At 70.9% G+C, this 20,925-nt stretch carries 19 protein-coding genes; 16 read left to right on the plus strand and 3 right to left on the minus strand.

All coding sequences use genetic code 11. The features are described from left to right. Positions 1–45: 45 nt before the first annotated feature. Positions 46–381 carry a DUF427 domain-containing protein gene (locus ACFVUT_RS23945; protein WP_389656831.1) on the minus strand — a complete coding sequence of 112 codons (336 nt, stop codon included), beginning with the start codon at positions 379–381 and terminating at the stop codon, positions 46–48. A gap of 108 nt (positions 382–489) precedes the next feature. Here ACFVUT_RS23945 and ACFVUT_RS23950 point away from each other — a divergent pair, with 108 nt between their 5' ends. The 12 genes from ACFVUT_RS23950 to ACFVUT_RS24005 all read left to right on the plus strand — a co-directional run bounded on the left by ACFVUT_RS23950 (position 490) and on the right by ACFVUT_RS24005 (position 14,442). Next, positions 490–1,029 carry a TIGR00730 family Rossman fold protein gene (locus ACFVUT_RS23950; RefSeq protein ID WP_389656834.1) on the plus strand — a complete coding sequence of 180 codons (540 nt, stop codon included), beginning with the start codon at positions 490–492 and terminating at the stop codon, positions 1,027–1,029. Between the two features lie 27 nt (positions 1,030–1,056). Continuing rightward, positions 1,057–1,746, plus strand: a complete 690-nt coding sequence (locus tag ACFVUT_RS23955) for an SDR family oxidoreductase (RefSeq protein ID WP_389656837.1) — start codon at positions 1,057–1,059, stop codon at positions 1,744–1,746. 150 nt (positions 1,747–1,896) lie between these two features. Further along, positions 1,897–2,922 (plus strand): methionine synthase, encoded by a 1,026-nt coding sequence (locus ACFVUT_RS23960; protein WP_389656840.1) that lies wholly within the window; start codon positions 1,897–1,899, stop codon positions 2,920–2,922. Between the two features lie 31 nt (positions 2,923–2,953). Then, entirely contained in the window at positions 2,954–5,146 is a 2,193-nt protein-coding gene (gene ligA / locus ACFVUT_RS23965) for an NAD-dependent DNA ligase LigA (protein ID WP_389656843.1), read from the plus strand. Between the two features lie 347 nt (positions 5,147–5,493). After that, the gene (locus ACFVUT_RS23970; protein ID WP_389656846.1) at positions 5,494–7,617 is read left to right on the plus strand and encodes a putative bifunctional diguanylate cyclase/phosphodiesterase; all 2,124 of its coding nucleotides are present in this window, start codon (positions 5,494–5,496) and stop codon (positions 7,615–7,617) included. Between the two features lie 195 nt (positions 7,618–7,812). Beyond that, positions 7,813–8,109, plus strand: a complete 297-nt coding sequence (gene gatC, locus ACFVUT_RS23975) for an Asp-tRNA(Asn)/Glu-tRNA(Gln) amidotransferase subunit GatC (RefSeq protein WP_015036350.1) — start codon at positions 7,813–7,815, stop codon at positions 8,107–8,109. Positions 8,110–8,114: 5 nt separating this feature from the next. Further along, positions 8,115–9,617: an Asp-tRNA(Asn)/Glu-tRNA(Gln) amidotransferase subunit GatA gene (gene gatA / locus ACFVUT_RS23980; protein WP_389656850.1), complete on the plus strand. Its 1,503-nt coding sequence runs from the start codon at positions 8,115–8,117 to the stop codon at positions 9,615–9,617. Continuing rightward, positions 9,614–9,853 (plus strand): hypothetical protein, encoded by a 240-nt coding sequence (locus ACFVUT_RS23985; RefSeq protein WP_389656853.1) that lies wholly within the window; start codon positions 9,614–9,616, stop codon positions 9,851–9,853. The genes gatA and ACFVUT_RS23985 overlap by 4 nt, the downstream gene beginning before the upstream one ends. A gap of 15 nt (positions 9,854–9,868) precedes the next feature. Further along, entirely contained in the window at positions 9,869–11,377 is a 1,509-nt protein-coding gene (gene gatB / locus ACFVUT_RS23990; protein ID WP_389656856.1) for an Asp-tRNA(Asn)/Glu-tRNA(Gln) amidotransferase subunit GatB, read from the plus strand. 55 nt (positions 11,378–11,432) lie between these two features. After that, positions 11,433–12,731: an SLC13 family permease gene (locus tag ACFVUT_RS23995; RefSeq protein ID WP_389656859.1), complete on the plus strand. Its 1,299-nt coding sequence runs from the start codon at positions 11,433–11,435 to the stop codon at positions 12,729–12,731. 221 nt (positions 12,732–12,952) lie between these two features. Continuing rightward, complete coding sequence (locus tag ACFVUT_RS24000; RefSeq protein WP_389656862.1) at positions 12,953–13,954, plus strand: hypothetical protein; 1,002 nt, start codon at positions 12,953–12,955, stop codon at positions 13,952–13,954. Further along, on the plus strand, positions 13,921–14,442 hold the full coding sequence (locus ACFVUT_RS24005; protein WP_389656865.1) for a hypothetical protein: 522 nt from the start codon (positions 13,921–13,923) through the stop codon (positions 14,440–14,442). The genes ACFVUT_RS24000 and ACFVUT_RS24005 overlap by 34 nt, the downstream gene beginning before the upstream one ends. Before the next feature lie 172 nt (positions 14,443–14,614). Here the strand turns inward: ACFVUT_RS24005 and ACFVUT_RS24010 are convergent, their stop codons facing one another. Both ACFVUT_RS24010 and ACFVUT_RS24015 read right to left on the minus strand, forming a co-directional pair. After that, on the minus strand, positions 14,615–15,247 hold the full coding sequence (locus ACFVUT_RS24010) for a response regulator transcription factor (RefSeq protein WP_345203355.1): 633 nt from the start codon (positions 15,245–15,247) through the stop codon (positions 14,615–14,617). After that, positions 15,247–16,518 carry a sensor histidine kinase gene (locus tag ACFVUT_RS24015; protein WP_389656978.1) on the minus strand — a complete coding sequence of 424 codons (1,272 nt, stop codon included), beginning with the start codon at positions 16,516–16,518 and terminating at the stop codon, positions 15,247–15,249. The genes ACFVUT_RS24010 and ACFVUT_RS24015 overlap by 1 nt, the downstream gene beginning before the upstream one ends. Positions 16,519–16,715: 197 nt before the next feature. Between ACFVUT_RS24015 and ACFVUT_RS24020 the strand changes: the two genes are divergently transcribed. From ACFVUT_RS24020 to ACFVUT_RS24035, 4 genes are all read left to right on the plus strand, one after another. Beyond that, a complete protein-coding gene (locus ACFVUT_RS24020) occupies positions 16,716–17,453 on the plus strand; it encodes an ABC transporter ATP-binding protein (protein WP_389656869.1) in 738 nt (245 codons plus the stop codon). Continuing rightward, on the plus strand, positions 17,447–19,903 hold the full coding sequence (locus ACFVUT_RS24025; protein WP_389656872.1) for an FtsX-like permease family protein: 2,457 nt from the start codon (positions 17,447–17,449) through the stop codon (positions 19,901–19,903). The genes ACFVUT_RS24020 and ACFVUT_RS24025 overlap by 7 nt, the downstream gene beginning before the upstream one ends. 283 nt (positions 19,904–20,186) lie before the next feature. Continuing rightward, positions 20,187–20,348: a hypothetical protein gene (locus tag ACFVUT_RS24030; RefSeq protein ID WP_311586116.1), complete on the plus strand. Its 162-nt coding sequence runs from the start codon at positions 20,187–20,189 to the stop codon at positions 20,346–20,348. Beyond that, positions 20,345–20,818, plus strand: coding sequence for a hypothetical protein (locus ACFVUT_RS24035; RefSeq protein WP_389656878.1), 474 nt, complete (start codon positions 20,345–20,347; stop codon positions 20,816–20,818). The genes ACFVUT_RS24030 and ACFVUT_RS24035 overlap by 4 nt, the downstream gene beginning before the upstream one ends. Positions 20,819–20,925: the final 107 nt, after the last annotated feature.

A 20,925-nucleotide genomic window follows, 5' to 3' on the forward strand; every position in this document is an offset into this window, starting at 1 on the left:
ATGTGAGATGTCTTTAAATCCCCAGGCCGTCACGGTGATTGACGATCAGTCGGAGACCTTCTCGGTGTCGTAGAAGCAGAAGTGGTCCTTGATCGCGGCTACTTCGGGCTTGGGCTCGGGGTACGCCCAGACGAGATCTGCGGCGTCCGGCAGTGACCAGTAGGAGGCGTCGCCCTTGAACGGGCAGTGGGTGCGGGTGTCCGAGGCCGTCAGCAGATCCGTACGGACGTCCTCGGGCGGCAGGTAGTAGCGGTCCGGACAGCCCGTCTCGCGCAGGACGACCGGGCGCCGGCTCTCGGCCAGCACCTGCCCGCTGTGCACCACACGTACGTGCTCGGTACCGGGTTCGACGGTGATGACGTGGCCTTGTGTGGAAGTCATGTCTCATTAAGCCCCGGCACGTGCCGATTTCTTCCCCTTTTCGGCATGGCGTGGCTGGTTCTCGACCTGGGAGTCCGGAATGTGGGTGGTGGCCCGTACGGTTGCAGAATGAATATCTGCGTTTTCCTCTCCGCTGCCGATCTCGACGACCGCTACACCCAGCCCGCCCGCGAGTTCGCCGAACTGCTCGGCCGGGGCGGACACACCCTGGTCTGGGGTGGGTCGGAGAGCGGCTTGATGAAGGTCGTCGCCGACGGGGTGCAGGAAGCGGGCGGACGGCTGGTCGGGGTCTCGGTCGACTTCCTGGCCGCGAAGGCGCGCACCGACGCGGACGAGATGGTGATCGCACGCGACCTCGCCGAGCGGAAGGCGCTCCTCCTGGAGAAGGCCGACGCGATCGTGATCATGGTGGGAGGCACCGGGACGCTCGACGAGGCGACCGAGATCCTGGAGCTGAAGAAGCACGGCAAGCACGACAAGCCGGTGGTCCTGCTCAACACGGCGGGGTTCTACGACGGGCTGCGCCAGCAGTTCCAGCGCATGGAGGACGAGGGCTTCCTGCCCCTCCCGCTGAGCGACCTGGTGTTCTTCGCGAAGGACGGCGTGGGCGCCCTCGCCCACCTGGAGGAGTGGTCCGGCCTCCGGTGACGCGGCGCCGGGTGCGATCATGGCGGGATGTCCACTCATGTCATCACCGGCGCCGGCTCCGGTATCGGCGCAGCTGTCACCCGTCGTCTGCTGGAGCGCGGTGACGAGACCGTGCTGCTGGCCCGTGACGCCGGCCGCGCGAAGGAGCTGGCCGCGCTGCACCCCGGTGCCCGGACGCTCGTCGGTGACCTCTCCAACCCGGACCGGCTCTCCTGGGCGTTCGCCCAGCAGCCGGTGCCGGAGCGGATCGACTCGCTCCTGCACGTGGCGGGCGTCGTCGAACTCGGCCGGGTCGGTGACCTCACGCCCAAGGCATGGCATTTCCAGCTCAACACCAACCTCGTCGCGCCCGCCGAGCTGACCCGGCTCTTCCTGCCGCAGCTGCGGGTCGCCCAGGGCCAGGTGGTCTTCGTGAACTCGGGCGCCGGCCTCGCGGCCCATGCCGACTGGAGCGCGTACGCCGCGAGCAAGCACGGCCTGAAGGCGCTTGCCGACTCCCTGCGCCAGGAGGAGCACGCGAACGGCGTCCGGGTGACCTCCGTCTACCCGGGCCGCACCGCCAGCCCCATGCAGGCCAAGGTCCACCAGCAGGAGGGCAAGGAGTACGACCCCTCGCGCTGGATCGATCCGGAGTCGGTGGCCGAAACGATCCTGATGGCCCTCGACCTGCCGCGCGACGCCGAGGTCAACGACCTCACGGTCCGCCCCGGACGCTGACCGCCGCCGTCCCGTCCGGCCCAGGGCGGCTCCGACCGGACGGTCAGGGCGGCTCCGACCGGACGGACCGGGTACCGCCACCACCGTGCCGCCCGGCCGCCCTCGACGGCCGCCGACCGGACGGGCCGGGCACGGCCTTAGGCTTCCCGTGTGAGCGAGAAGAGCAAGTTCAGCCGGTGCCCGGCCACCGGAATCGGTTCCATGCCCGGGGGAGACGCACGGGAGGCGGCGAAGACCGTCACCGGCTCCTTCGGGGACGGTGAGGGCCTGCCGTATCTGGCCGAACTGCCGGCCCGAGGGCCCGGCGCCGACATGATCGGGCGGACCATCGGGCTGCTCGTCGACCTGTACGGCCACGTCGAGCCCAGCGGCTGGCGGATCAGCGACCGGCCCGGGCGCGACACCCGCCGGGCCCGGTCCTGGCTCGGTGAGGACCTCGACGCGCTGGAGGAGTTCACCCAGGGGTACGAGGGACCGCTCAAGGTCCAGGCCGTCGGTCCCTGGACGCTGGCCGCCTCGCTGGAACGGCGGGGCGGCGAGTCCGCGCTCGGCGACCCCGGAGCCTGCCGCGACCTCGCGGGCTCCCTGACGGAAGGGCTGCGTACCCATCTCGCGGAGGTACGGCGCAGGATCCCCGGCGCCGAGGTGATCCTCCAGCTCGACGAGCCGTCACTGACGAGCGTCCTGCGCGGGCAGATCAGGACGGCGAGCGGCTACCGCACCTACCGGGCCGTGGACCGTCAGGTCGTGGAGGGCGCCCTGCGCGACGTCCTGGCGGCGGCCGGTGACGGGGCGACGGTCGTGCACACCTGCGCCCCCGACGTGCCGTTCGCCCTGCTGCGCCGGGCCGGGACCGACGGCATCTCGTTCGATTTCTCGTTGCTCACCGAGCGTGAGGAGGACGCGATCGGGGAAGCGGTCGAGGGCGGCACCCGGCTCTTCCTCGGGGTGGTGCCGGGCACCGACCCGGCCTCGGGCGGATTGTCGGACCCGGGCGGTAGCGTCATGGGTGTCAGGACGCTTTGGCGCAGGCTGGGGCTGAATCCGGGGATTCTGACGGATTCCGTGGTGATCACCCCGTCGTGCGGGCTCGCGGGTGCCTCGCCCGCGTACGCGCGCGCCGCGCTCGCCCACTGCGCCCGGGCCGCGAGATCGCTCGCAGACAACCCTGAGTAACGGGGCCATGGGGTAACGGGAGGACGAGACGATGGCCGGCGAACAGCAGACGGCAGTGCCCGCACAGGCTCGGGAGGAGCACGCGCTCCTTGCCGAGCAGATCGAGGAACACCGCTTCCGGTACTACGTGAACGACCAGCCGGTCGTGAGCGACGCCGAGTTCGACCGGCTGATGCGCGCGCTGGAGGCCCTGGAGGAGACGTATCCGCAGCTGCGCACCCCGGACTCGCCGACGCAGAAGGTCGCCGGGCCGTACCAGACGGCCTTCACCTCCGTCGAGCACCGCGAGCGGATGCTCTCGCTGGACAACGCCTTCGACGACGCGGAGTTGGCGGCCTGGGGCGAGCGGATCGCCAAGGACGTCGGCTCCGCCGGCCACCACTTCCTGTGCGAGCTCAAGGTCGACGGACTGGCCGTCAACCTCACCTACGAGCACGGGCGGCTGACCAGGGCCGCGACCCGTGGCGACGGCCGCACCGGCGAGGACATCACTCCCAATATCCGTACGATCGCCGAGATCCCGCACCGGCTGAAGGGCGACCGGGTTCCGGCGCTGGTCGAGATCCGCGGCGAGGTCTTCTTCCCGATGGACGCCTTCGAGGAGCTCAACGCCCGGCTCGTCGAGGCCGATGACAAACCCTTCGCCAACCCGCGCAACGCGGCGGCGGGTTCACTGCGCCAGAAGGACCCGAAGGTCACCGCCACCCGCCCGCTGCACATGGTGGTGCACGGCATCGGCGCCCGTGAGGGCTTCGACATCGACTGCCTCTCGCACGCCTACGAACTCCTGCACGCGTGGGGTCTGCCCACCGCCCGGCACAACAAGGTGGTGGACTCCCTCGGCGCCGTACGGGAGTTCATCGCGTACTTCGGCGAGAACCGGCACTCCGTGGAGCACGAGATCGACGGCGTCGTCGTCAAGCTCGACGAGGTCCCGCTCCAGGGCCGGCTCGGTTCCACCTCGCGCGCCCCGCGCTGGGCGATCGCCTGGAAGTACCCGCCGGAAGAGGTCAACACCAAGCTGGTGAACATCCGGGTCGGCGTCGGACGCACCGGCCGGGTCACCCCGTACGCGCAGGTCGAGCCGGTCGAGGTGGCGGGCTCCGAGGTCGAGTTCGCCACCCTCCACAACCAGAACGTGGTGAAGGCGAAGGGCGTCCTCATCGGGGACACCGTGGTGCTCCGCAAGGCGGGCGACGTGATCCCCGAGATCCTCGGCCCGGTCGTCGATCTGCGCGACGGCACCGAGCGGGCGTTCGTGATGCCGACGCACTGCCCGGAGTGCGGTACGGAGCTGAAGCCCATGAAGGAGGCGGACGTCGATGTCCGCTGCCCCAACGCACGCTCCTGCCCCGCCCAGTTGCGGGAGCGCCTCGCCTATCTCGCGGGCCGCAAGTGCCTCGACATCGACCACTTCGGCTACGTCGCGGCCGCGGCCCTGACGAAGCCGCTGGAGCCCGCCGAGCCGCCGCTGCGCGACGAGGGCGATCTCTTCGGGCTGACGGTCGAGCAGCTGCTGCCGATCCGCGCCTATGTCCTGGACCAGGACAGCGGACTGCCCAAGCGCGACCCGAAGACCGGCGAGGAGAAGACCGCCTGGGTCTTCGCCAACCAGCAGGGCGAGCCGAAGAAGAACGCCCTCGCCATGCTCGACGCCGTCGCCGCGGCCAAGGACGCCCCGCTGGCCCGGATCCTCACCGGACTCTCCATCCGCCACGTCGGCCCGGTCGCGGCCGAGGCGCTGGCCCGTCAGTTCCGCTCCATCGACCGGATCGACGAGGCGACCGAACAGGAACTCGCCGACACCGAGGGGGTCGGCCCCATCATCGCCGCTTCGGTGAAGCAGTGGTTCGCCGAGGACTGGCACCGGGAGATCCTGCGCAAGTGGCGGGAGGCCGGGGTCCGGATGGCGGACGAGGGCGCGGGGGAGGAAGCGGGGCCGCGCCCGCTCGAAGGACTCACCGTCGTCGTCACCGGCACGCTGGCCGGGCACACCAGGGATGGCGCGAAAGAGGCGCTCCAGAGCCGCGGGGCGAAGGTCACGGGCTCCGTGTCGAAGAAGACCTCCTTCGTGGTCGTCGGCGACAACCCGGGCTCGAAGTACGACAAGGCGGTGCAGCTGAAGGTGCCCGTGCTGGACGAGAACGGCTTCGCCGTACTGCTCGGCCAGGGGCCCGACGCCGCGCGCGAGGCAGCCGTACCCGCCGCAGAACCGGCGGAATAGGGCGGATCCGACAAATCCCCGCCGGAGGAAGCAGGAAACCGGGGGAGCGGTCCGGTTGGCCGGGCTGCATGGCGAACACATGTACACAGAACGGGTGTACGTGGATGGGTGGGGGCAAGAGGTGCCGTCGGGCAGCCGGTTCACCCGATCGGCGCATAGCAGATGGTGACGGACGATCGGTTCGCATTCGGGCAAGAGCTGTAGAGCGCTGCCCGTAGAGGGCCTCTGCGGCCTACTGTTGAGAGGTGCACCTGCCGTGCCCGGCCACGGGGTGGGAAATCGGGTCGTGGTGGCATGGAGCCGAACCATCGGGCGCCATCGGCACCGCCGGCTGTGAGAGGGACGGAATGAAACCGACCGAGAGCGCCGCATCGGTGTCGCGGCTGCAGGGTTTCGTCGGCCTCACGCCCAAAGTGGGTGCCGTTGTCGTGGTGATCGCCGTTGTCCAGCTCGCGACCGGTTTCTACCGGACCCTGAGCGAAGGCCGGGCACTCTTCCCCGACGGCCGGGTCGGCTGGTCCCTCGCCGTTCTCACTGGAGTCATCGTCGGCCATCTGGTCGCGCTCGGACGCGACCGCTGGTGGGGCGGCACCGGTTCCGGAGCCGCACTCACCCTTGCCGTGCTGCTTCTCTACGGCTGGGTGCCGGCCGGTCTGGTCAGCCTGGTGGTCGTCGTTCTCGTCGGTGTGGCCCGCAGGCACCGCTGGTGGCAGGGGCTGCTGCACGGCTCGGTGGACATCCTGGGGATCGGCGCGGCAGCCCTGGTGCTCGCCGCGTTCGGGGACGTGCAGACGGTCGAATCGCCCTGGCATCCACTCGACTGGGGCATCGCCGCCGTCCCGGAAGTCCTCCTGGCCGCCTCCACCTATCTCCTGGTGACCCGGGTCCTGCTGTGGTACGCGCGGGCACCCCAGGGCGGCGGGCTGCCGACCGTCGCCCGCACCGCCCTGCTGCGCCAGGGCCTCGTCGCGGTCGCCCTCCTCGGCATCGCCCCGCTGATCTGCGTCGTCGCGATGGCCATGCCCGTACTCCTGCCGCTGTTCGCGGTCCCGCTGATCGCCCTGGACTCCACTCTCCGGATCGCCCGTGCCCGGGCCGAGGAGCAACTGCGCGACCCGCTGACCGGACTGCCCAACCGGCAATGGCTCCTGGAGCGCACCTGGACGGCCCTGGAGGAAGCCGAGTCCATCGGTGCCCGGTCCGCTCTCGTACTGATCGACCTCGACCGTTTCCGGGCGGTCAATGACACCCTGGGGCATCTGGCGGGAGACCGGTTGCTGCTGCAGATAGCGGAACGCCTCAGGCTCGCGCTCCCGCGAGGAGCGGAGGCGGCGCGGCTCGGCGGTGACGAATTCGCCGTGCTCCTGCCGACCGCCGACTCCACCACCAGTGCCCAGCGGGTCGCCCGTCACCTGGTCGCCGAGCTGTCGTCCCCGCTGGACCTGGACGGTCTGACCCTGGTGCTGGAGGCGAGCGCCGGAGTCGCCGTCTACCCGGACCACGCACTGGACGCCGAAGGACTGCTCAGGCGCGCGGACGTGGCGATGTACCAGGCCAAGCGCGACCGCACGGGCGTCGAGGTGTACGAGTCGAAGCGGGACAGCAACACCCCGGACCGGCTGGGGCTCCTCGGCGACCTGCGGCGTGCGCTCGACGCGGGCGAGGTGGAGCTGCACTACCAGCCGAAGGTCCGCTTCGATGGCCAGGTGGCCGGGCTCGAAGCGCTGGTGCGCTGGGTGCATCCGGAGCGCGGTCGGGTTCCTCCGGACGAGTTCATCGCCATCGCCGAGTCGTCCGGTCTGATGCCGCACCTCACGGAGTACGTCCTGGAGACGGCGCTCGCCCAGGTCGCCCGGTGGCGGGCGCAGGGGCTGTTCGTGCCCGTCGCGGTGAACGTCTCCCCGCGCGACGTCCACACCCCCGGGTTCGCGGGCGGCGTCGCGGCCCGGCTCGCCCGGCACGGCGTCCCGGCCGGGGCGCTGCAGCTGGAAATAACGGAACACGTGCTGTTGGAGGACCCGCAGCGCGCCGCCGACACCCTCGCCGGACTCACCGGGCACGGCGTGAAGATGTCGCTCGACGACTTCGGCACGGGGTACTCCTCGCTGGTCCACCTGCGCCGGCTGCCGGTCAGCGAGCTGAAGATCGACCGCTCGTTCGTGGCCCGGCTGGCCGTCGACAACGAGGACGCGGAGATCGTCCGCTGCACCATCGACCTGGCCCACTCGCTCGGTCTGCTGGTCGTCGCGGAAGGGGTCGAGGACGACGAGACCTGGGAACGGCTGCGCGATCTGCGCTGCGACGCGGTGCAGGGATGGCTGGTCGCCGCCGCGATGCCGCCGCTGGAGACGACGGCCTGGCTGCGCGCGCGGGGCGAGCACGGGTGGCGGCGGCCGGGGGCCGCCGCGGCGCCCGAGCTGGAGCAGCAGCCCTCCGAGCGGGCGGTCGGGTCACGGCCCGCAACGACCTGAGCGGGGCCTGCCCGAGGACCTGGGAGGGAACGGCGCCGGCCCGTGCGCGGCCTTGCCCTCGCCCCGGTCGTCCGGGTTCGCCGGGCGGGTCGGGACCGGCCGCCGACCAGGGTGTTCGCCCGGGTGGCGGGAGGGCCTGTGGGCGACACCATAGGATTGGGCCAAAACAACACACCAACCCCTGAGGATCGCTGCATGCCTGGCATCACGCGCGAGGAGGTCGCCCACCTCGCCCGGCTGGCGCGTCTGGAGCTGAAGGGCGAAGAGCTCGACCACTTCGCCGGACAGCTCGACGACATCATCGGCGCGGTCGCCCGCGTCTCCGAGGTCGCCGACCAAGACGTACCGCCGACCTCTCACCCGCTGCCGCTGACCAATGTCATGCGGGCGGACGAGGTCCGTCCGTCGCTCACCCCCGAGCAGGCGCTCTCCGGCGCCCCGGCCCAGGAGCAGCAGCGTTTCAAGGTGCCGCAGATCCTGGGGGAGGACTAACAGCCATGACGGACCACAGCACCATCATCAAGCTCACCGCCGCCGAGATCGCCGCGAAGATCGCGTCGGGCGAACTCACGGCCGTCGAGGTCACCGAGGCCCATCTGGCCCGGATCGACGCGGTCGACGAGAAGGTCCACGCCTTCCTGCACATCGACCGCGAGGGCGCGCTCGCGCAGGCCCGCGCCGTCGACGCGAAGAAGGCGGCCGGCGAGAAGCTGGGCCCGCTGGCCGGTGTGCCGCTCGCGCTGAAGGACATCTTCACCACCGAGGGCATGCCGACCACCGTCGGCTCCAAGATCCTCGAAGGCTGGATCCCGCCCTACGACGCGACCCTCACCAAGAGGCTGAAGGCCGCCGACGTCGTCATCCTCGGCAAGACCAACATGGACGAGTTCGCCATGGGGTCCTCCACCGAGAACAGCGCCTACGGCCCGACCGGCAACCCGTGGGACCTCACCCGGATCCCGGGCGGCTCCGGAGGCGGCTCCTCCGCGGCGCTCGCGTCGTACGAGGCCCCGCTCGCCATCGGCACGGACACCGGCGGTTCCATCCGCCAGCCCGCGGCCGTGACCGGCACCGTCGGCGTCAAGCCCACGTACGGCGGCGTCTCCCGCTACGGCATGGTGGCGTTCTCCAGCTCCCTGGACCAGGGCGGCCCCTGCGCCCGCACCGTCCTGGACGCGGCCCTGCTGCACGAGGTGATCGCCGGACACGACCCGCTCGACTCGACCTCCATCGACGCCCCGGTCCCGCCGGTCGTCGAGGCCGCCCGCAACGGCAGCGTCGACGGCATGCGCGTCGGCGTCGTCAAGCAGTTCGCCGGCGAGGGCTACCAGGCCGGTGTCGTCCAGCGCTTCAACGAGTCGGTCGAGCTGCTGAAGTCGCTCGGCGCCACGATCGTCGAGCTGGACTGCCCGTCCTTCGACCTCGCCCTGTCGGCGTACTACCTGATCGCGCCGTCCGAGTGTTCCTCCAACCTGGCCCGCTTCGACGCCATGCGGTACGGCCTGCGGGTCGGCGACGACGGCACGCGGTCCGCCGAGGACGTCACCGCGCTCACCCGCGAGGCCGGCTTCGGCGACGAGGTCAAGCGCCGCGTCATCCTCGGTACGTACGCGCTCAGCTCCGGCTACTACGACGCGTACTACGGCTCGGCGCAGAAGGTCCGCACCCTCATCACCCAGGACTTCGAGAAGGCCTTCGAGCAGGTTGACGTCATCGTCTCCCCGACGACGCCGACCACGGCCTTCCCGATCGGCGAGCGCGCCGACGACCCGATGGCGATGTACCTCGCGGACCTGTGCACCATCCCGACCAACCTCGCCGGCAACTCCGCCATGTCGCTGCCCTGCGGCCTGGCCCCGGAGGACGGCCTGCCGGTCGGACTGCAGATCATCGCCCCCGCCATGAAGGACGACCGGCTGTACAGGGTCGGAGCCGCCGTCGAGGCCGCCTTCGTGGAAAAGTGGGGACACCCACTGCTGGAGGAGGCTCCGTCGCTGTGAGTGCACTGACCAAGGCCAAGGGCTTCAAGAAGTCCAAGACCGGTACGTACCTGTCCATCGGCTCCACCGCCTTCGGGGCGCTCGGTGTCATCAAGCAGGCCAAGAAGGCCCGCTACGAACACGACACGCTCCGACTGATCGACGCCGTCGTCTCCGCCGCCGCCATCGCCACCGGTGTCGCCCTGCTGCTGCGCGAACTCAAGCGCATCGGCGATGACGACGTACTGCTGGGCTGAGAGGGAAGTTTCACCGTGACTGTCATCGACCTGGTGTCGTACGAGGACGCGCTCGCGTCCTACGACCCCGTCATGGGCCTGGAGGTCCATGTCGAGCTCGGCACCAAGACCAAGATGTTCTGCGGCTGCTCGACCGAACTCAAGCAGGACGCCAACTCCCAGACCTGCCCGGTCTGCCTCGGCCTGCCCGGTGCGCTGCCGGTCGTCAACGAGATCGGCATCGAGTCCGCCATCAAGATCGGTCTCGCGCTGAACTGCGAGATCGCCGAGTGGTGCCGCTTCGCCCGGAAGAACTACTTCTATCCGGACATGCCGAAGAACTTCCAGACCTCGCAGTACGACGAGCCGATCGCCTACAACGGCTATCTGGACGTCCAGCTGGAGGACGGGGAGATCTTCCGGGTCCAGATCGAGCGCGCCCACATGGAGGAGGACACCGGCAAGTCGACCCACGTCGGCGGCGCCACCGGCCGTATCCACGGCGCGTCCCACTCCCTGCTCGACTACAACCGCGCCGGCATCCCGCTCATCGAGATCGTCACCAAGCCGATCGAGGGCGCCGGCGCACGCGCCCCCGAGGTCGCCAAGGCGTACGTCGCCGAGCTCCGCGAGCTCATCAAGGCGCTCGGGGTGTCGGAAGCGCGGATGGAAATGGGCCAGATGCGCTGCGACGTCAACCTGTCGCTGCGCCCCAACGGCACCGAGACGTTCGGTACGCGGTCCGAGACGAAGAACGTGAACTCGCTGCGTTCCGTCGAGCGCGCCGCCCGTTTCGAGATCCAGCGCCACGCCGCGGTGCTGAGCTCGGGCGGCACGATCGTGCAGGAGACCCGGCACTTCCACGAGGAGGACGGCTCGACCACGGCCGGCCGCATCAAGGACAACGCCGAGGATTACCGCTACTTCCCCGAGCCCGACCTGGTGCCGGTCGCCCCGGCCCGCGAGTGGGTCGAGGAGCTCCGCAAGGGGCTTCCCGAGATGCCGCGGCTGCGTCGCAACCGGCTCAAGGAGGAGTGGGGTGTCTCCGAGCACGACATGCAGTCCATCCTCAACGCCGGCGCGGTCGACCTCATCGTCGCCACGACCGACGCGGGTGCCCCCTCGGACCAGGCCCGCAAGTGGTGGATGGGCGAGCTGGCCCGTAACGCCAACGAGACCGGCCGCGGCCTCGACGAGCTGCCCATCACCCCGGCGCAGGTCGCCAGAGTGGCCGAGCTCGTCACCTCGGGCGACCTCAACGACAAGCTGGCGCGCCAGGTCATCGAGGCCGTCCTCGCGGGCGAGGGCGACCCGGACACCGTCGTCGAGAGGCGCGGCCTGAAGGTCGTCTCCGACGAGGGCGCGCTGGGCACGGCCGTGGACGAGGCGATCGCCGCCAACGCGGCCGTCGCCGACAAGATCCGCGGCGGCAAGGTCGCGGCGGCCGGTGCGCTCGTCGGCGCGGTCATGAAGGCCACTCGCGGCCAGGCGGACGCGGCCCGGGTGCGCGAGCTGATCCTGGAGAAGCTCGGCGTCGAGGGCTGATCCGGCCCCCGCGCGAGCGGTTCCCGCACGTCCCCGAAGGGGCGGTGCACCCCGGGTGCACCGCCCCTTCACCCATCCCGAGAGTCCGATTCCGCTGAGTACCGTCCCTGCCGAGATCGTCGCCGTCGCTCTTCTGCTCGGCGTGCTGGCCTTCGCCGTCGTACGCCCCCGGGGACTGCCGGAGGCGACCCTCGCCGTGCCCGCGGCGGTGCTGGTGACCGCGGTCGGCGCGGTGTCGTGGCCGCAGGCCCGCGAGCAGGTGGGCGACCTGCTTCCGGTCGTCGGTTTCCTCGCGGCGATTCTGGTCCTGGCCCAGCTCTGCGCGGACGAGGGGCTGTTCACGGCGGCCGGTGATCTGGTCGCCCGGGTCTGCGGCGGGCGGACCGTCCCCCTGCTGGGCGGCGTCTTCGCCGTCGCCGCCGTGATCACCGCGGTGCTCAGCCTGGACGCGACCGTGGTGCTGCTCACCCCGGTCGTCCTCGCCACCGCGTCCCGCGTAGGCGCCCGCCCCCGCCCGTACGTCTACGCCTGTGCGCACCTGGCCAACTCCGCGTCCCTGCTGCTGCCCGTCTCCAACCTCACCAACCTCCTGGCGTTCACCGCGAGCGGCCTCTCCTTCACCCGCTTCGCCGCGCTGATGACCCTTCCGTGGCTGGCCGCCATCGCCGTGGAGTACCTCGTCTTCCGCCGCGTCTTCGCTGCCGACCTGGCAGCGGGCGCCCATCCGCCGAAGCCGGAGGAGGACCGTCCGGGCGTCCCCGTGTTCACCCTCGTCGTCCTCGCCCTGACCCTGGCCGGATTCGTCGTCACCTCGTTCGCCGGCGCGGAACCTCTGTGGGCGGCGCTGGCGGGTGCCGCGGTGCTGGCCGTGCGCGCGCTGGTGCGGCGCGAGACCACCGTCACGGGGCTCGTCCGTTCCGCCAACCCGCTGTTCTGCCTGTTCGTCCTGGCCCTGGGCGTCGTCGTCGGGGCCGTGGTGGACAACGGCCTCGGCGCGGGCATCAGCACCTTCCTGCCGGACGGCACGTCACTGCCCGCGCTGCTGGCGGTGGCCGCGGTGGCGGCCGTGCTCGCCAACCTGATCAACAACCTGCCCGCGATCCTCGCCCTGCTTCCGGTCGTCGCGGCGGCCGGTCCCGGCCCGTTGCTCGCCGCCCTGATCGGGGTGAACCTCGGCCCTAACCTCACGTACGTCGGCTCGCTCGCCACCCTGCTCTGGCGCCGCATCCTGCACACCCACGGAGCCGCTCCGGATCTCGGCCACTTCACCCGGCTGGGACTGCTGACGGTACCGGCGACGCTGGCGGTGTCGACGGTCGCGCTGTGGGGGGCGCTGCGGGTGATCGGGGTGTGACGTCCCCGGCCCGGCGTCGTGGACCGGAGTCCGCCGGGGACGCTGTCTTCCGGCACCGGCTGACGGGGCATGCCGGGACGGCCGTGGAGCGGCTGACCTGCCGCGTGGCCGAGTGGCCGGTCATCAGACCGTCCGTCCGTCGGCCCGTCAGGGCCGTGATGAGCAAAAAGAGTGCGGCACCGACGGGAACCGCAGGAGGCGCGACCGGCGTTTCCTCGATCATGAATGAAGCAACCGAGAAATGGGCGGACGTCACGCCGGGCGCCGACCCCGCTGAGGCGGATCCCGTCGTTCTGGAGTGCGCCCGGCTGCTGGCCGACGAACCGGGCGGCGAGCAGGCGGTGTTGCTCGCCTTCGGTCTGGTGAACATGGCCCCGTACGTCCTCGGACGACCCGGCACCCCCGTCGAACGCGCCGTGGTGGACGCGCTCGTCGCCGCCGCGGAGGCCATGGACGAGCGGGTGCTCCGGGCCGGCGGGTGCGGCCACCCTGACCATCCGTACACCGACAGTCTGGAGGAGTGGGACGGGGACGTGGACGCGCTGCTCAGCGCGCCGGATACGCAGGACGGGCCGGAGGTGTGGGACGAGGCCGAGGTCTGCCCCCGCAACGCCGCCGGATGGGCGCGGACAGTCGCCGATGTGATTCTGCCGGGCAGCGCTGACGGCATCCCCGAGATCATCCCGGAGTACGACCAGCGCTCCATCCGGAGACTGGGCAACGTGCTGAACGACTATCCCGAAGGCGATCCGCTCTGGGACCTGGAGATCCACGCCGCGCCGCCGAGCAGCCCCTCCCGGGGCGCTCTCGCCGCATATGTCGTCGTCGCCCATGCGAGCTGCTGGTACGCCGGTTCGGGCAGGATCAGGCAACGGTCGCTGCTGGACGACATGATCGAGGGACTGGAGTCCGTACTGCCGCTGCTGCCGGACGAGGCGTGCGCGCACGCGCGTGCCGAGCACCCGCACGTGGGATCCGGCACCGATCGGCAGGCCGCCGAAGGCATCCAGTTGCAGAGCCCGGGTGGCCGGGCCGTCCTGCGCGACGATCACAGGGCCGGAGTCGGGGCCTCGTTGGAGGCATGGACCTGTACGACCTTCCTCCGAGGGCTTGCCGTCGAGGCCCGCGACCACCTGCGTGAGGCGTTGGACACCCTCTTCGGTACCCGGGAGACGGCACATCTGGACCCGTGCAACTGCGCTCCGACGGCCGGCTCGACATAGCGCCGCTGTCCGCGCGGCACGTCCCGTACCGGGACGGGACGGCCTCCGAGGAGGCGGCCCTCTGGGCCGCGCGGCGGTACGAGGAGCTGGGCCCCGACGGGCCCGAGCTCGACCGGACCGTCCTGCTCCTCCTGATGGGCACCGCGGCCTCTTCCCTGGACCTGTCGTACGGGATCGCCCGGGAGATCCTCGGCGTCCTGCGTACCGCTGCCACCACGCTGCCCGGCGGCACCTGTGCCCACGTGGACGGCCACGCGTCCCGTCACACCGACGACCTCGATGCCCGCATCGCACACCTCTACGCCCCCGACACCTGCCCCGCCCCCGGCGAGGGCCCCGCGAGCGCGCTGCTGGCCTGTCCCGTCCATCTGGCGGACATCGTGACGAAGGGCGTCGCGGGCCCTTGTGCACAGTCGGGCAGTGACCATCTGCAGAAGCGGTGCTTCGGGGCGGGCCCCGAAGCACCGCTTCGTTCCCCCGTGCCGTAAACAAGTTGAAGGACGCGCCCTATCGGCTTTGTGCTAGTCACGGCCAACGTGGGAGCGCACGCCGAACGCCGGCCCTGGCGACAACCTGTGTCGAGTATCAAAACGGGCTTGTGTCGCCGCCGTACCTTGCGGCTGATGTCAGCCAGGCATGGCGGCCAGTGCGCTCGGTGGGTCAGGCCCGCAGGTAAGTGAGGACGGCCAGGACCCTGCGGTGGGTCTTGTCCGTCGGAGGCAGGTCCAGCTTGGTGAGGATGTTGCCGATGTGCTTGCCGATCGCCGCTTCGGAAACCACCAGCTCCTTGGCGATCGCGCCGTTGGACTTGCCTTCGGCGATCAGTGCCAGCACCTCGCGTTCGCGCGGGGTGAGCTGCTCCAGCGGATCGCGGCGGCGGCGCAGCAACTGGCGCACCACCTCGGGGTCGACCACCGTCCCGCCGTCCGCCACCTTGTGCAGCGCTTCTACGAACTCCTCAACCTGGCCGACCCGGTCCTTGAGCAGATAGCCGACGCCTGATCCGTCGCCGGAGTCCAGGAGTTCGGCGGCGTATGTCCGCTGCACGTACTGGCTGAGGACCAGGACCGGCAGTGTGGGGCGCTTCGCGCGCAGCCGCACGGCCGCGTGCAGGCCCTCGTCCTGGAATCCGGGCGGCATGCGTACGTCCGTCACCACGATGTCGGGGGCGTGCTCCTCGACCGCGGCGACCAGTGCCTGCGCGTCCCCGACGGCCGACACCACCTCGTGGCCGCAGCGGCTGAGCAGGCCGATGAGCCCTTCCCGCAGCAGCACGCTGTCTTCGGCCAGCACTACGCGGAGCGATTGGCCGCCTTGGTCAACTTGCAAGGAAACTCCACACGCAACAGAGTCGGTCCACCCGGCGGACTGGTCAGGGCAAGTCTGCCATCAAGGACCGATACCCGGTCCGCGAGACCGGTGAGGCCGCTGCCCACCGAGGGATCCGCGCCGCCGCAGCCGTCGTCGCGCACCTCGAGGAACAGGCGTCCGTCGTGATGACCGCCGCTCACCTGCGCGCCGTCGGCCCCGCTGTGTTTGGCGACGTTGGCCAGCGCCTCGCAGACCACGAAGTACGCCGCGGACTCGACCGCCTGGGTTGGCCGGCCCGGCAGTTCGAGGTCGACGTCGACGGGGACCACACAGCGGTCCGCGGCGTCGGCGACCGCGGCTTGAAGGCCGTAGTCCGTGAGGACCTTGGGATGGATGCCGTGGATGAGCTCGCGCAGCTCCGCGAGCGCCTTGCCCGCCTCCTCGTGGGCCTTGGTGAGCTGGTCGGCGAGCGGGCCGGGCGGGGCATCGAGGCGGGCCAGCCCGAGGGCCATCGTCAGGGCCACAAGGCGCTGCTGGGCGCCGTCGTGCAGATCGCGCTCGATACGGCGCCGCTCGGCCTCAAAGGCATCCACCAACCGGACGCGGGAGCGGGCCAGTTCGACCACCTTGGCTCCGAGTTCGCCCTCGCGGGAGGCGATCAGCAGCCGTGCCAGCTCGGCGCGGGCGCCCGCCGTGACGCCGAGCACGTAAGCGCACAGGCCCATCAGGAGCAGGCCCAGTACGGCGACGCCGAAAGCGGTCGGCCATGTGGTGACCGTCCACTGCTTGAGCACCTTCGCCTCGTGGCCGTCGCCAACCGTGGCCATCAGCAACGGGGTGGCGACCATGGACAGTGGGAAGAGCAGGGCGACCGTGATCACCAAGGCGTCGACAGGCCACAGCAGTCCGGCGAACAGCAGCGCGTACCCGAGCTCCCGCCAGGTCGCCTGCTCGCGCAGCCGGGTGGTCAGCCAGGCCCACAGTCCTGGCGCGGTCGGCACCTGGTGCCGGCTGGACACCGGGTTGCGGTCGATCAAGTGCACCCTGCGCCGCTCCACCCAGGCCACCGGGATACCGCTGAGGGCAACCACGACGAGCATGGGCAGCCCCACCAAGACGATGGCGAGCGCACCGCAGACTGCTGCCACCGTCACGATCCCCACCAAGGTGGCGGCGCCGGTCACCGCGCCGGTGAGCAGATACGCGGCGGAGCGCCAGGGCCAGGCCGACAGCAGGAAGCCCGGCCGGGACATGGCCTGCCACACATTCCGAGGGTGCATGTGCATGACCGTAAGCGGCCCACCGGTCCGGTGCCATCGGTCCAGGGCGCGTATCGGGGGTAGGCCTGGCACTACCCCAAGTCTCGGTCGGGCCGTACTGCGTCACGAGGGGCTTCCGCGGTTTCGTGGAGGCATCAACGAGCCAAGGAGCAGGTACTGGTGGGGAACATATGAGCAACGATGCGATCCGATTGCGTTCCGTAACCCGGCGGTACGGCTCGGGCGGCACGTCCGTCACGGCCCTCGACCAGGTATCGCTCGCCTTCCCGAGGGGGACCTTCACCGCCGTGATGGGCCCGTCCGGGTCCGGCAAGTCGACCCTGCTGCAGTGCGCCGCGGGCCTGGACCGGCCCACGTCGGGCTCGGTCACCGTGGGCGACACCGAGCTGACCGGGATGAGCGAGACCGAGCTGACCCTGCTGCGCCGCGAGCGCATCGGCTTTGTGTTCCAGGCGTTCAACCTGCTGCCCTCGCTGACCGCCGAGCAGAACGTGGCCCTGCCGCTGCGGCTGGCCGGCCGCCGCCCGAAGAAGGCCCAGGTGCGCGAGGTGCTCGAACAGGTCGGACTCGGTGACCGTGCGCGGCACCGCCCGACGGAGTTGTCCGGCGGCCAGCAGCAGCGGGTTGCCCTGGGCCGCGCCCTGATCACCCGCCCCGAAGTGCTGTTCGGTGACGAGCCGACCGGCGCGCTCGACTCGCAGACCGGCCGCGAGGTGCTGAGCCTGCTGCGCGGCATGGTCGACCGGGACGGCCAGACGATCATCATGGTCAGCCACGATCCCGTCGCGGCCTCCTACGCCGACCGCGTCGTCTTCCTCGTCGACGGCCGGGTCAACGGTGAGTTGATCGGCGCCTCCGCCGAGGACATCGCGGCGCGCATGACCAAGCTTGAGGCGGCGTCGTGCTGAGCACGACGCTGCGCACCCTGCGTACCCGCTGGGTCACCTTCGTCGGCAGTTTCGTCGCCCTCTCCCTGGGCGTGGCGCTGATCGCTGTGATGGGGCTGGCCCTGGCGTCCTCGCTGGACGCTCCCGACCGGGGGGCGGAGCGGTTCGCCGCCGCGCCGGTCGTCGTCAAGGGTCAGGACACCCTTGAGGTGCCCACCTCGATCGGCGACCGCACCCACAAGCTCGCGCAGCCGCGTGCGGTGCCCGACGACGCGGCCGCGAAGCTGCGGGACCTCGGGACCGTCGTCGAGGACCGGTCGTTCGCCGTGCGGGCCGAGGGCGGGCCCGCCGATCTGGTGGGCCACCCCTGGTCCACGGCGGCCTTCGCGCCGTACCACCTCGACGCGGGGCGCGCGCCCGAGGCCGCGGACGAGGTCGTCGTCAGCGGTGACTGGGCCCGTCCGGGCACCCGGGTACGGACCGACGGCGGGACGGTGCGCGTCGTCGGCACCGTGGCCGGGCTCGGCTTCGAGAACGCCGTGTTCTACACCGACACCCGCGCCGCCGAACTGTCGCCGCGCAGCCTCCAGCTCGTGGTCGACGCCGATGCGGCGGCCGTGCGCGAGGCGGTACGCGGCAGCGAAGGTGTCCAGGTCCTCACCGGCAACGCGCGCCGGTACGCCGACGCCGACCCCGACCGGGACAGCGAGGCCCTCACCGCGATGAACGCCATGTTCGGCACGGCCGGCGGCGTCACCGGATTCGTGTCGGTGTTCGTGGTGGCCTCGACCTTCGCGTTCGCGGTGGCCCAGCGGCGCCGCGAGTTCGGGCTGCTGCGCACCGCCGGGGCGACCCCGGGACAGATTCGCCGCATGGTCGTGTACGAGGCGCTCGCGGTCGGTGTGCTCGCCTCGGCCGTCGGCTGTGTGCTCGGTTCCTACGGGGCTCCGAAGCTCGCCGAGTGGGCGGTCGACGAGAGCCTTGCGCCCCGCTGGTTCACCATCGGCGACGACACCTGGCCCTATCACATGGCGTTCTGGACGGGCCTGTTCGTGGCCCTGTGCGGCGTGCTGGCCGCGTCCTGGCGGGCCGGGCGCACCGGTCCCACCGAGGCACTGCGCGAGGCGTCCGTTGACACTCGGCCGATGACCTGGGGCCGCTGGCTGTTCGGCGCGGCCCTGCTGATCACCGCCGCGGTGACACTGACCCTGGCCCTGGTGACGAACCCGGGCGACCTGCTGCAGCGCAAGACCTATGTGAGCCGGCCGATGCTGCTGATCACCGCGGTCGCGCTGCTCGCGCCGGTGCTGGTGCGGCCACTGGCCCGGCTGATCGCCTGGCTGCCGGCCCAACTGCCGGGCGCCGGCGGGATGCTGGTGCGGGAGAACGCCGCCACCGGGGTGCGCCGTACCGCCGCCGTCGCGGCGCCCGTGCTGGTCACGGTCGCGCTGGCGGGCTCGCTGCTCGGCGCCACTGCCACCCTCAACGAGGCGAAGGCCACCGAGGTGCGCGATCAGACGGCCGCCGACTTCGTGGTCACTCCGGCGGGCAACGCCGGCTTCGACGAGGCGACGCTACAGCGGCTTCGGGCCGTGTCCGGTGCCGAGGTCTCGGCGAGTTCGTCGAGCGCCGTGTACGTCCTGGAGGACGGCGTGGCGCTCATCAGGTCCGATGCCAGGGCCGTCGAGCCGGAACCGCTCGCCGCAACGGCCCGTCTCCCGCTCGCCGCGGGGAAGGTGGGCGATCTGGACGACGACTCGATCATCGTCAACGAGGAGTGGGAGAAGCACACCGTGGGCGAGCGGGTGGACGTGTGGCTCGGTGACGGCGCGAGGAGGTCCCTGAAGATCGCCGCGGTCATGACCATCGGCACCGGCAACAACGGCGTCTACGTCACACCGCGCAACGCCCCCGCGGCGTTCGTCGACCGGGTCGACGTACGCCGCGCGGACGGGGCCGACGCAGGCATCGTGGCCGCCGGTCTGCGTCAGGCGGTGCGGACGTCGGGCGGGCAGGTCCTCACCAGGGACGCCTGGGTGCGAGCGACGTATCCCGAGACCAACCGGACGACCCGGATGGGGTTCCTCCTGATCCTCGGGATCGCTCTCCTCTACACCGGCATCTCGCTGGCCAACACGATGGTCATGGCGACCTCCGACCGGGTCCGCGAGCTGGCTGTGCTGCGGCTGGCCGGCGCCACCAGGTGGCAGGTGCTGCGGCTGGTGGGCGCCGAGGCGCTGATGGTGGTCATGGTCGGCGGACTGCTGGGAGCGCTGGTCGCCGGGCTCAACCTGGTGGGCATGTGGAGCGCGCTGGGCCTGCTCTCGGTGTGGACGTCCATCGAGATCCCGTGGGCGACGCTCGCGGCGGCCCTGGGTGCCTGCGCGGTGCTCGCGGTGATCTCGGCGGTCGCTCCGGCCTGCCTCTCCCTGCGCCGCAGGGCGGTGGAGCTGGCTGGGACACCGGCGTGACCTTTCTGCCCTGGACGCTGGTCTGCCCGGATGCAGACCTCGTGGATCACAGGGCGAGGGACTCTTCCCGTGGACTGTAGGTGTGCTCTTGACCTTAAGGCGCGGGAAAAATTGCGGGGACCGGCGCGGGAAAGGATCTTCGCAGGCAGTCGTACAAGTCGTGACCAGCGGGTTCCGTCGGCGCCCCTGATGTCCGCGACAGAAACACGGGGCCGGGCGGGCTCGCTTGTGAGCAGGCGGTCACTGACCGGTTAGGGACGCCTTGGCCGAGCGTCGCCTGACGATGAGCGAGGACGAGTGGTGGCGCCGCTACGGGCCTGCCTGGGCCGCGGTCCGCCACGACATCCTCGCGAAGTTCAGTCCCGCGGAACGCGAGCACGCAGAGCGGGTCAAGCCGACCGACGTCCTGCTGGACCTGGTCGAGGAACCCTGGGAGCAGATGTGACCGCCCTCGCCCGCAGCGTCGCGCTTCCCGGCGACGACGTCTTCGTCCTCCACGACATCATCGCCGCCGACCAGCAGTGGAGGAAGACCCGGTTCGCCGGGGTCTACCAGCGGCTTCCGGTCCGGAAGTTCCACAGGTCCACCGGCAACCTGCCCCAGGCGATCTCCGATCATCTGGAGGAGTACGTCAGCAGCGGTCGGCCGCTGCCGGGCTGGCGGGGAGCACCCAACCGCAAGGTCCTCGCCCAGCAGATCGGATGCAGCCGAAGATCCCTGGATGATCCCGCCTACCAGGTGCTCATCGACCAGGCAGAGGCCAAGGTCGGGGTCAAGGCCCGATCCCCCCACCGGACAGCCAGCGCAAGGGTCAAGACGGCGAGGTTGCCCTCCAACTCCGCCTCGGCTGTCTCGACCAACTCAGCGTTCCGGTCGTCCCAGAAATCCTGGCTCTCTCGAAGAATGGCCAGGTGATATCCGGGCCCGCCCCACAGGCCATTCTCTCCTGGCCTGACTGCCTGGTCTGGAAACGACAGCGCGCTCAACCGGTCGATGATCGACAACTGCTCATCCATGGAACC

The organism is Streptomyces sp. NPDC058051 (assembly GCF_042885475.1).
Classification (GTDB): Bacteria; Actinomycetota; Actinomycetes; order Streptomycetales; family Streptomycetaceae; genus Streptomyces.

Coding starts and splice junctions, on each gene's coding strand:
- ACFVUT_RS23945 (WP_389656831.1), bottom strand. CDS start 381: ATGACTTCCACACAAGGCCACGTCATCACCGTCGAACCCGGTACCGAG.
- ACFVUT_RS23950 (WP_389656834.1), top strand. CDS start 490: ATGAATATCTGCGTTTTCCTCTCCGCTGCCGATCTCGACGACCGCTAC.
- ACFVUT_RS23955 (WP_389656837.1), top strand. CDS start 1,057: ATGTCCACTCATGTCATCACCGGCGCCGGCTCCGGTATCGGCGCAGCT.
- ligA (WP_389656843.1), top strand. CDS start 2,954: ATGGCCGGCGAACAGCAGACGGCAGTGCCCGCACAGGCTCGGGAGGAG.
- ACFVUT_RS23970 (WP_389656846.1), top strand. CDS start 5,494: ATGAAACCGACCGAGAGCGCCGCATCGGTGTCGCGGCTGCAGGGTTTC.
- gatC (WP_015036350.1), top strand. CDS start 7,813: ATGCCTGGCATCACGCGCGAGGAGGTCGCCCACCTCGCCCGGCTGGCG.
- gatA (WP_389656850.1), top strand. CDS start 8,115: ATGACGGACCACAGCACCATCATCAAGCTCACCGCCGCCGAGATCGCC.
- ACFVUT_RS24000 (WP_389656862.1), top strand. CDS start 12,953: ATGAATGAAGCAACCGAGAAATGGGCGGACGTCACGCCGGGCGCCGAC.
- ACFVUT_RS24015 (WP_389656978.1), bottom strand. CDS start 16,518: ATGTCCCGGCCGGGCTTCCTGCTGTCGGCCTGGCCCTGGCGCTCCGCC.
- ACFVUT_RS24020 (WP_389656869.1), top strand. CDS start 16,716: ATGAGCAACGATGCGATCCGATTGCGTTCCGTAACCCGGCGGTACGGC.
- ACFVUT_RS24030 (WP_311586116.1), top strand. CDS start 20,187: ATGAGCGAGGACGAGTGGTGGCGCCGCTACGGGCCTGCCTGGGCCGCG.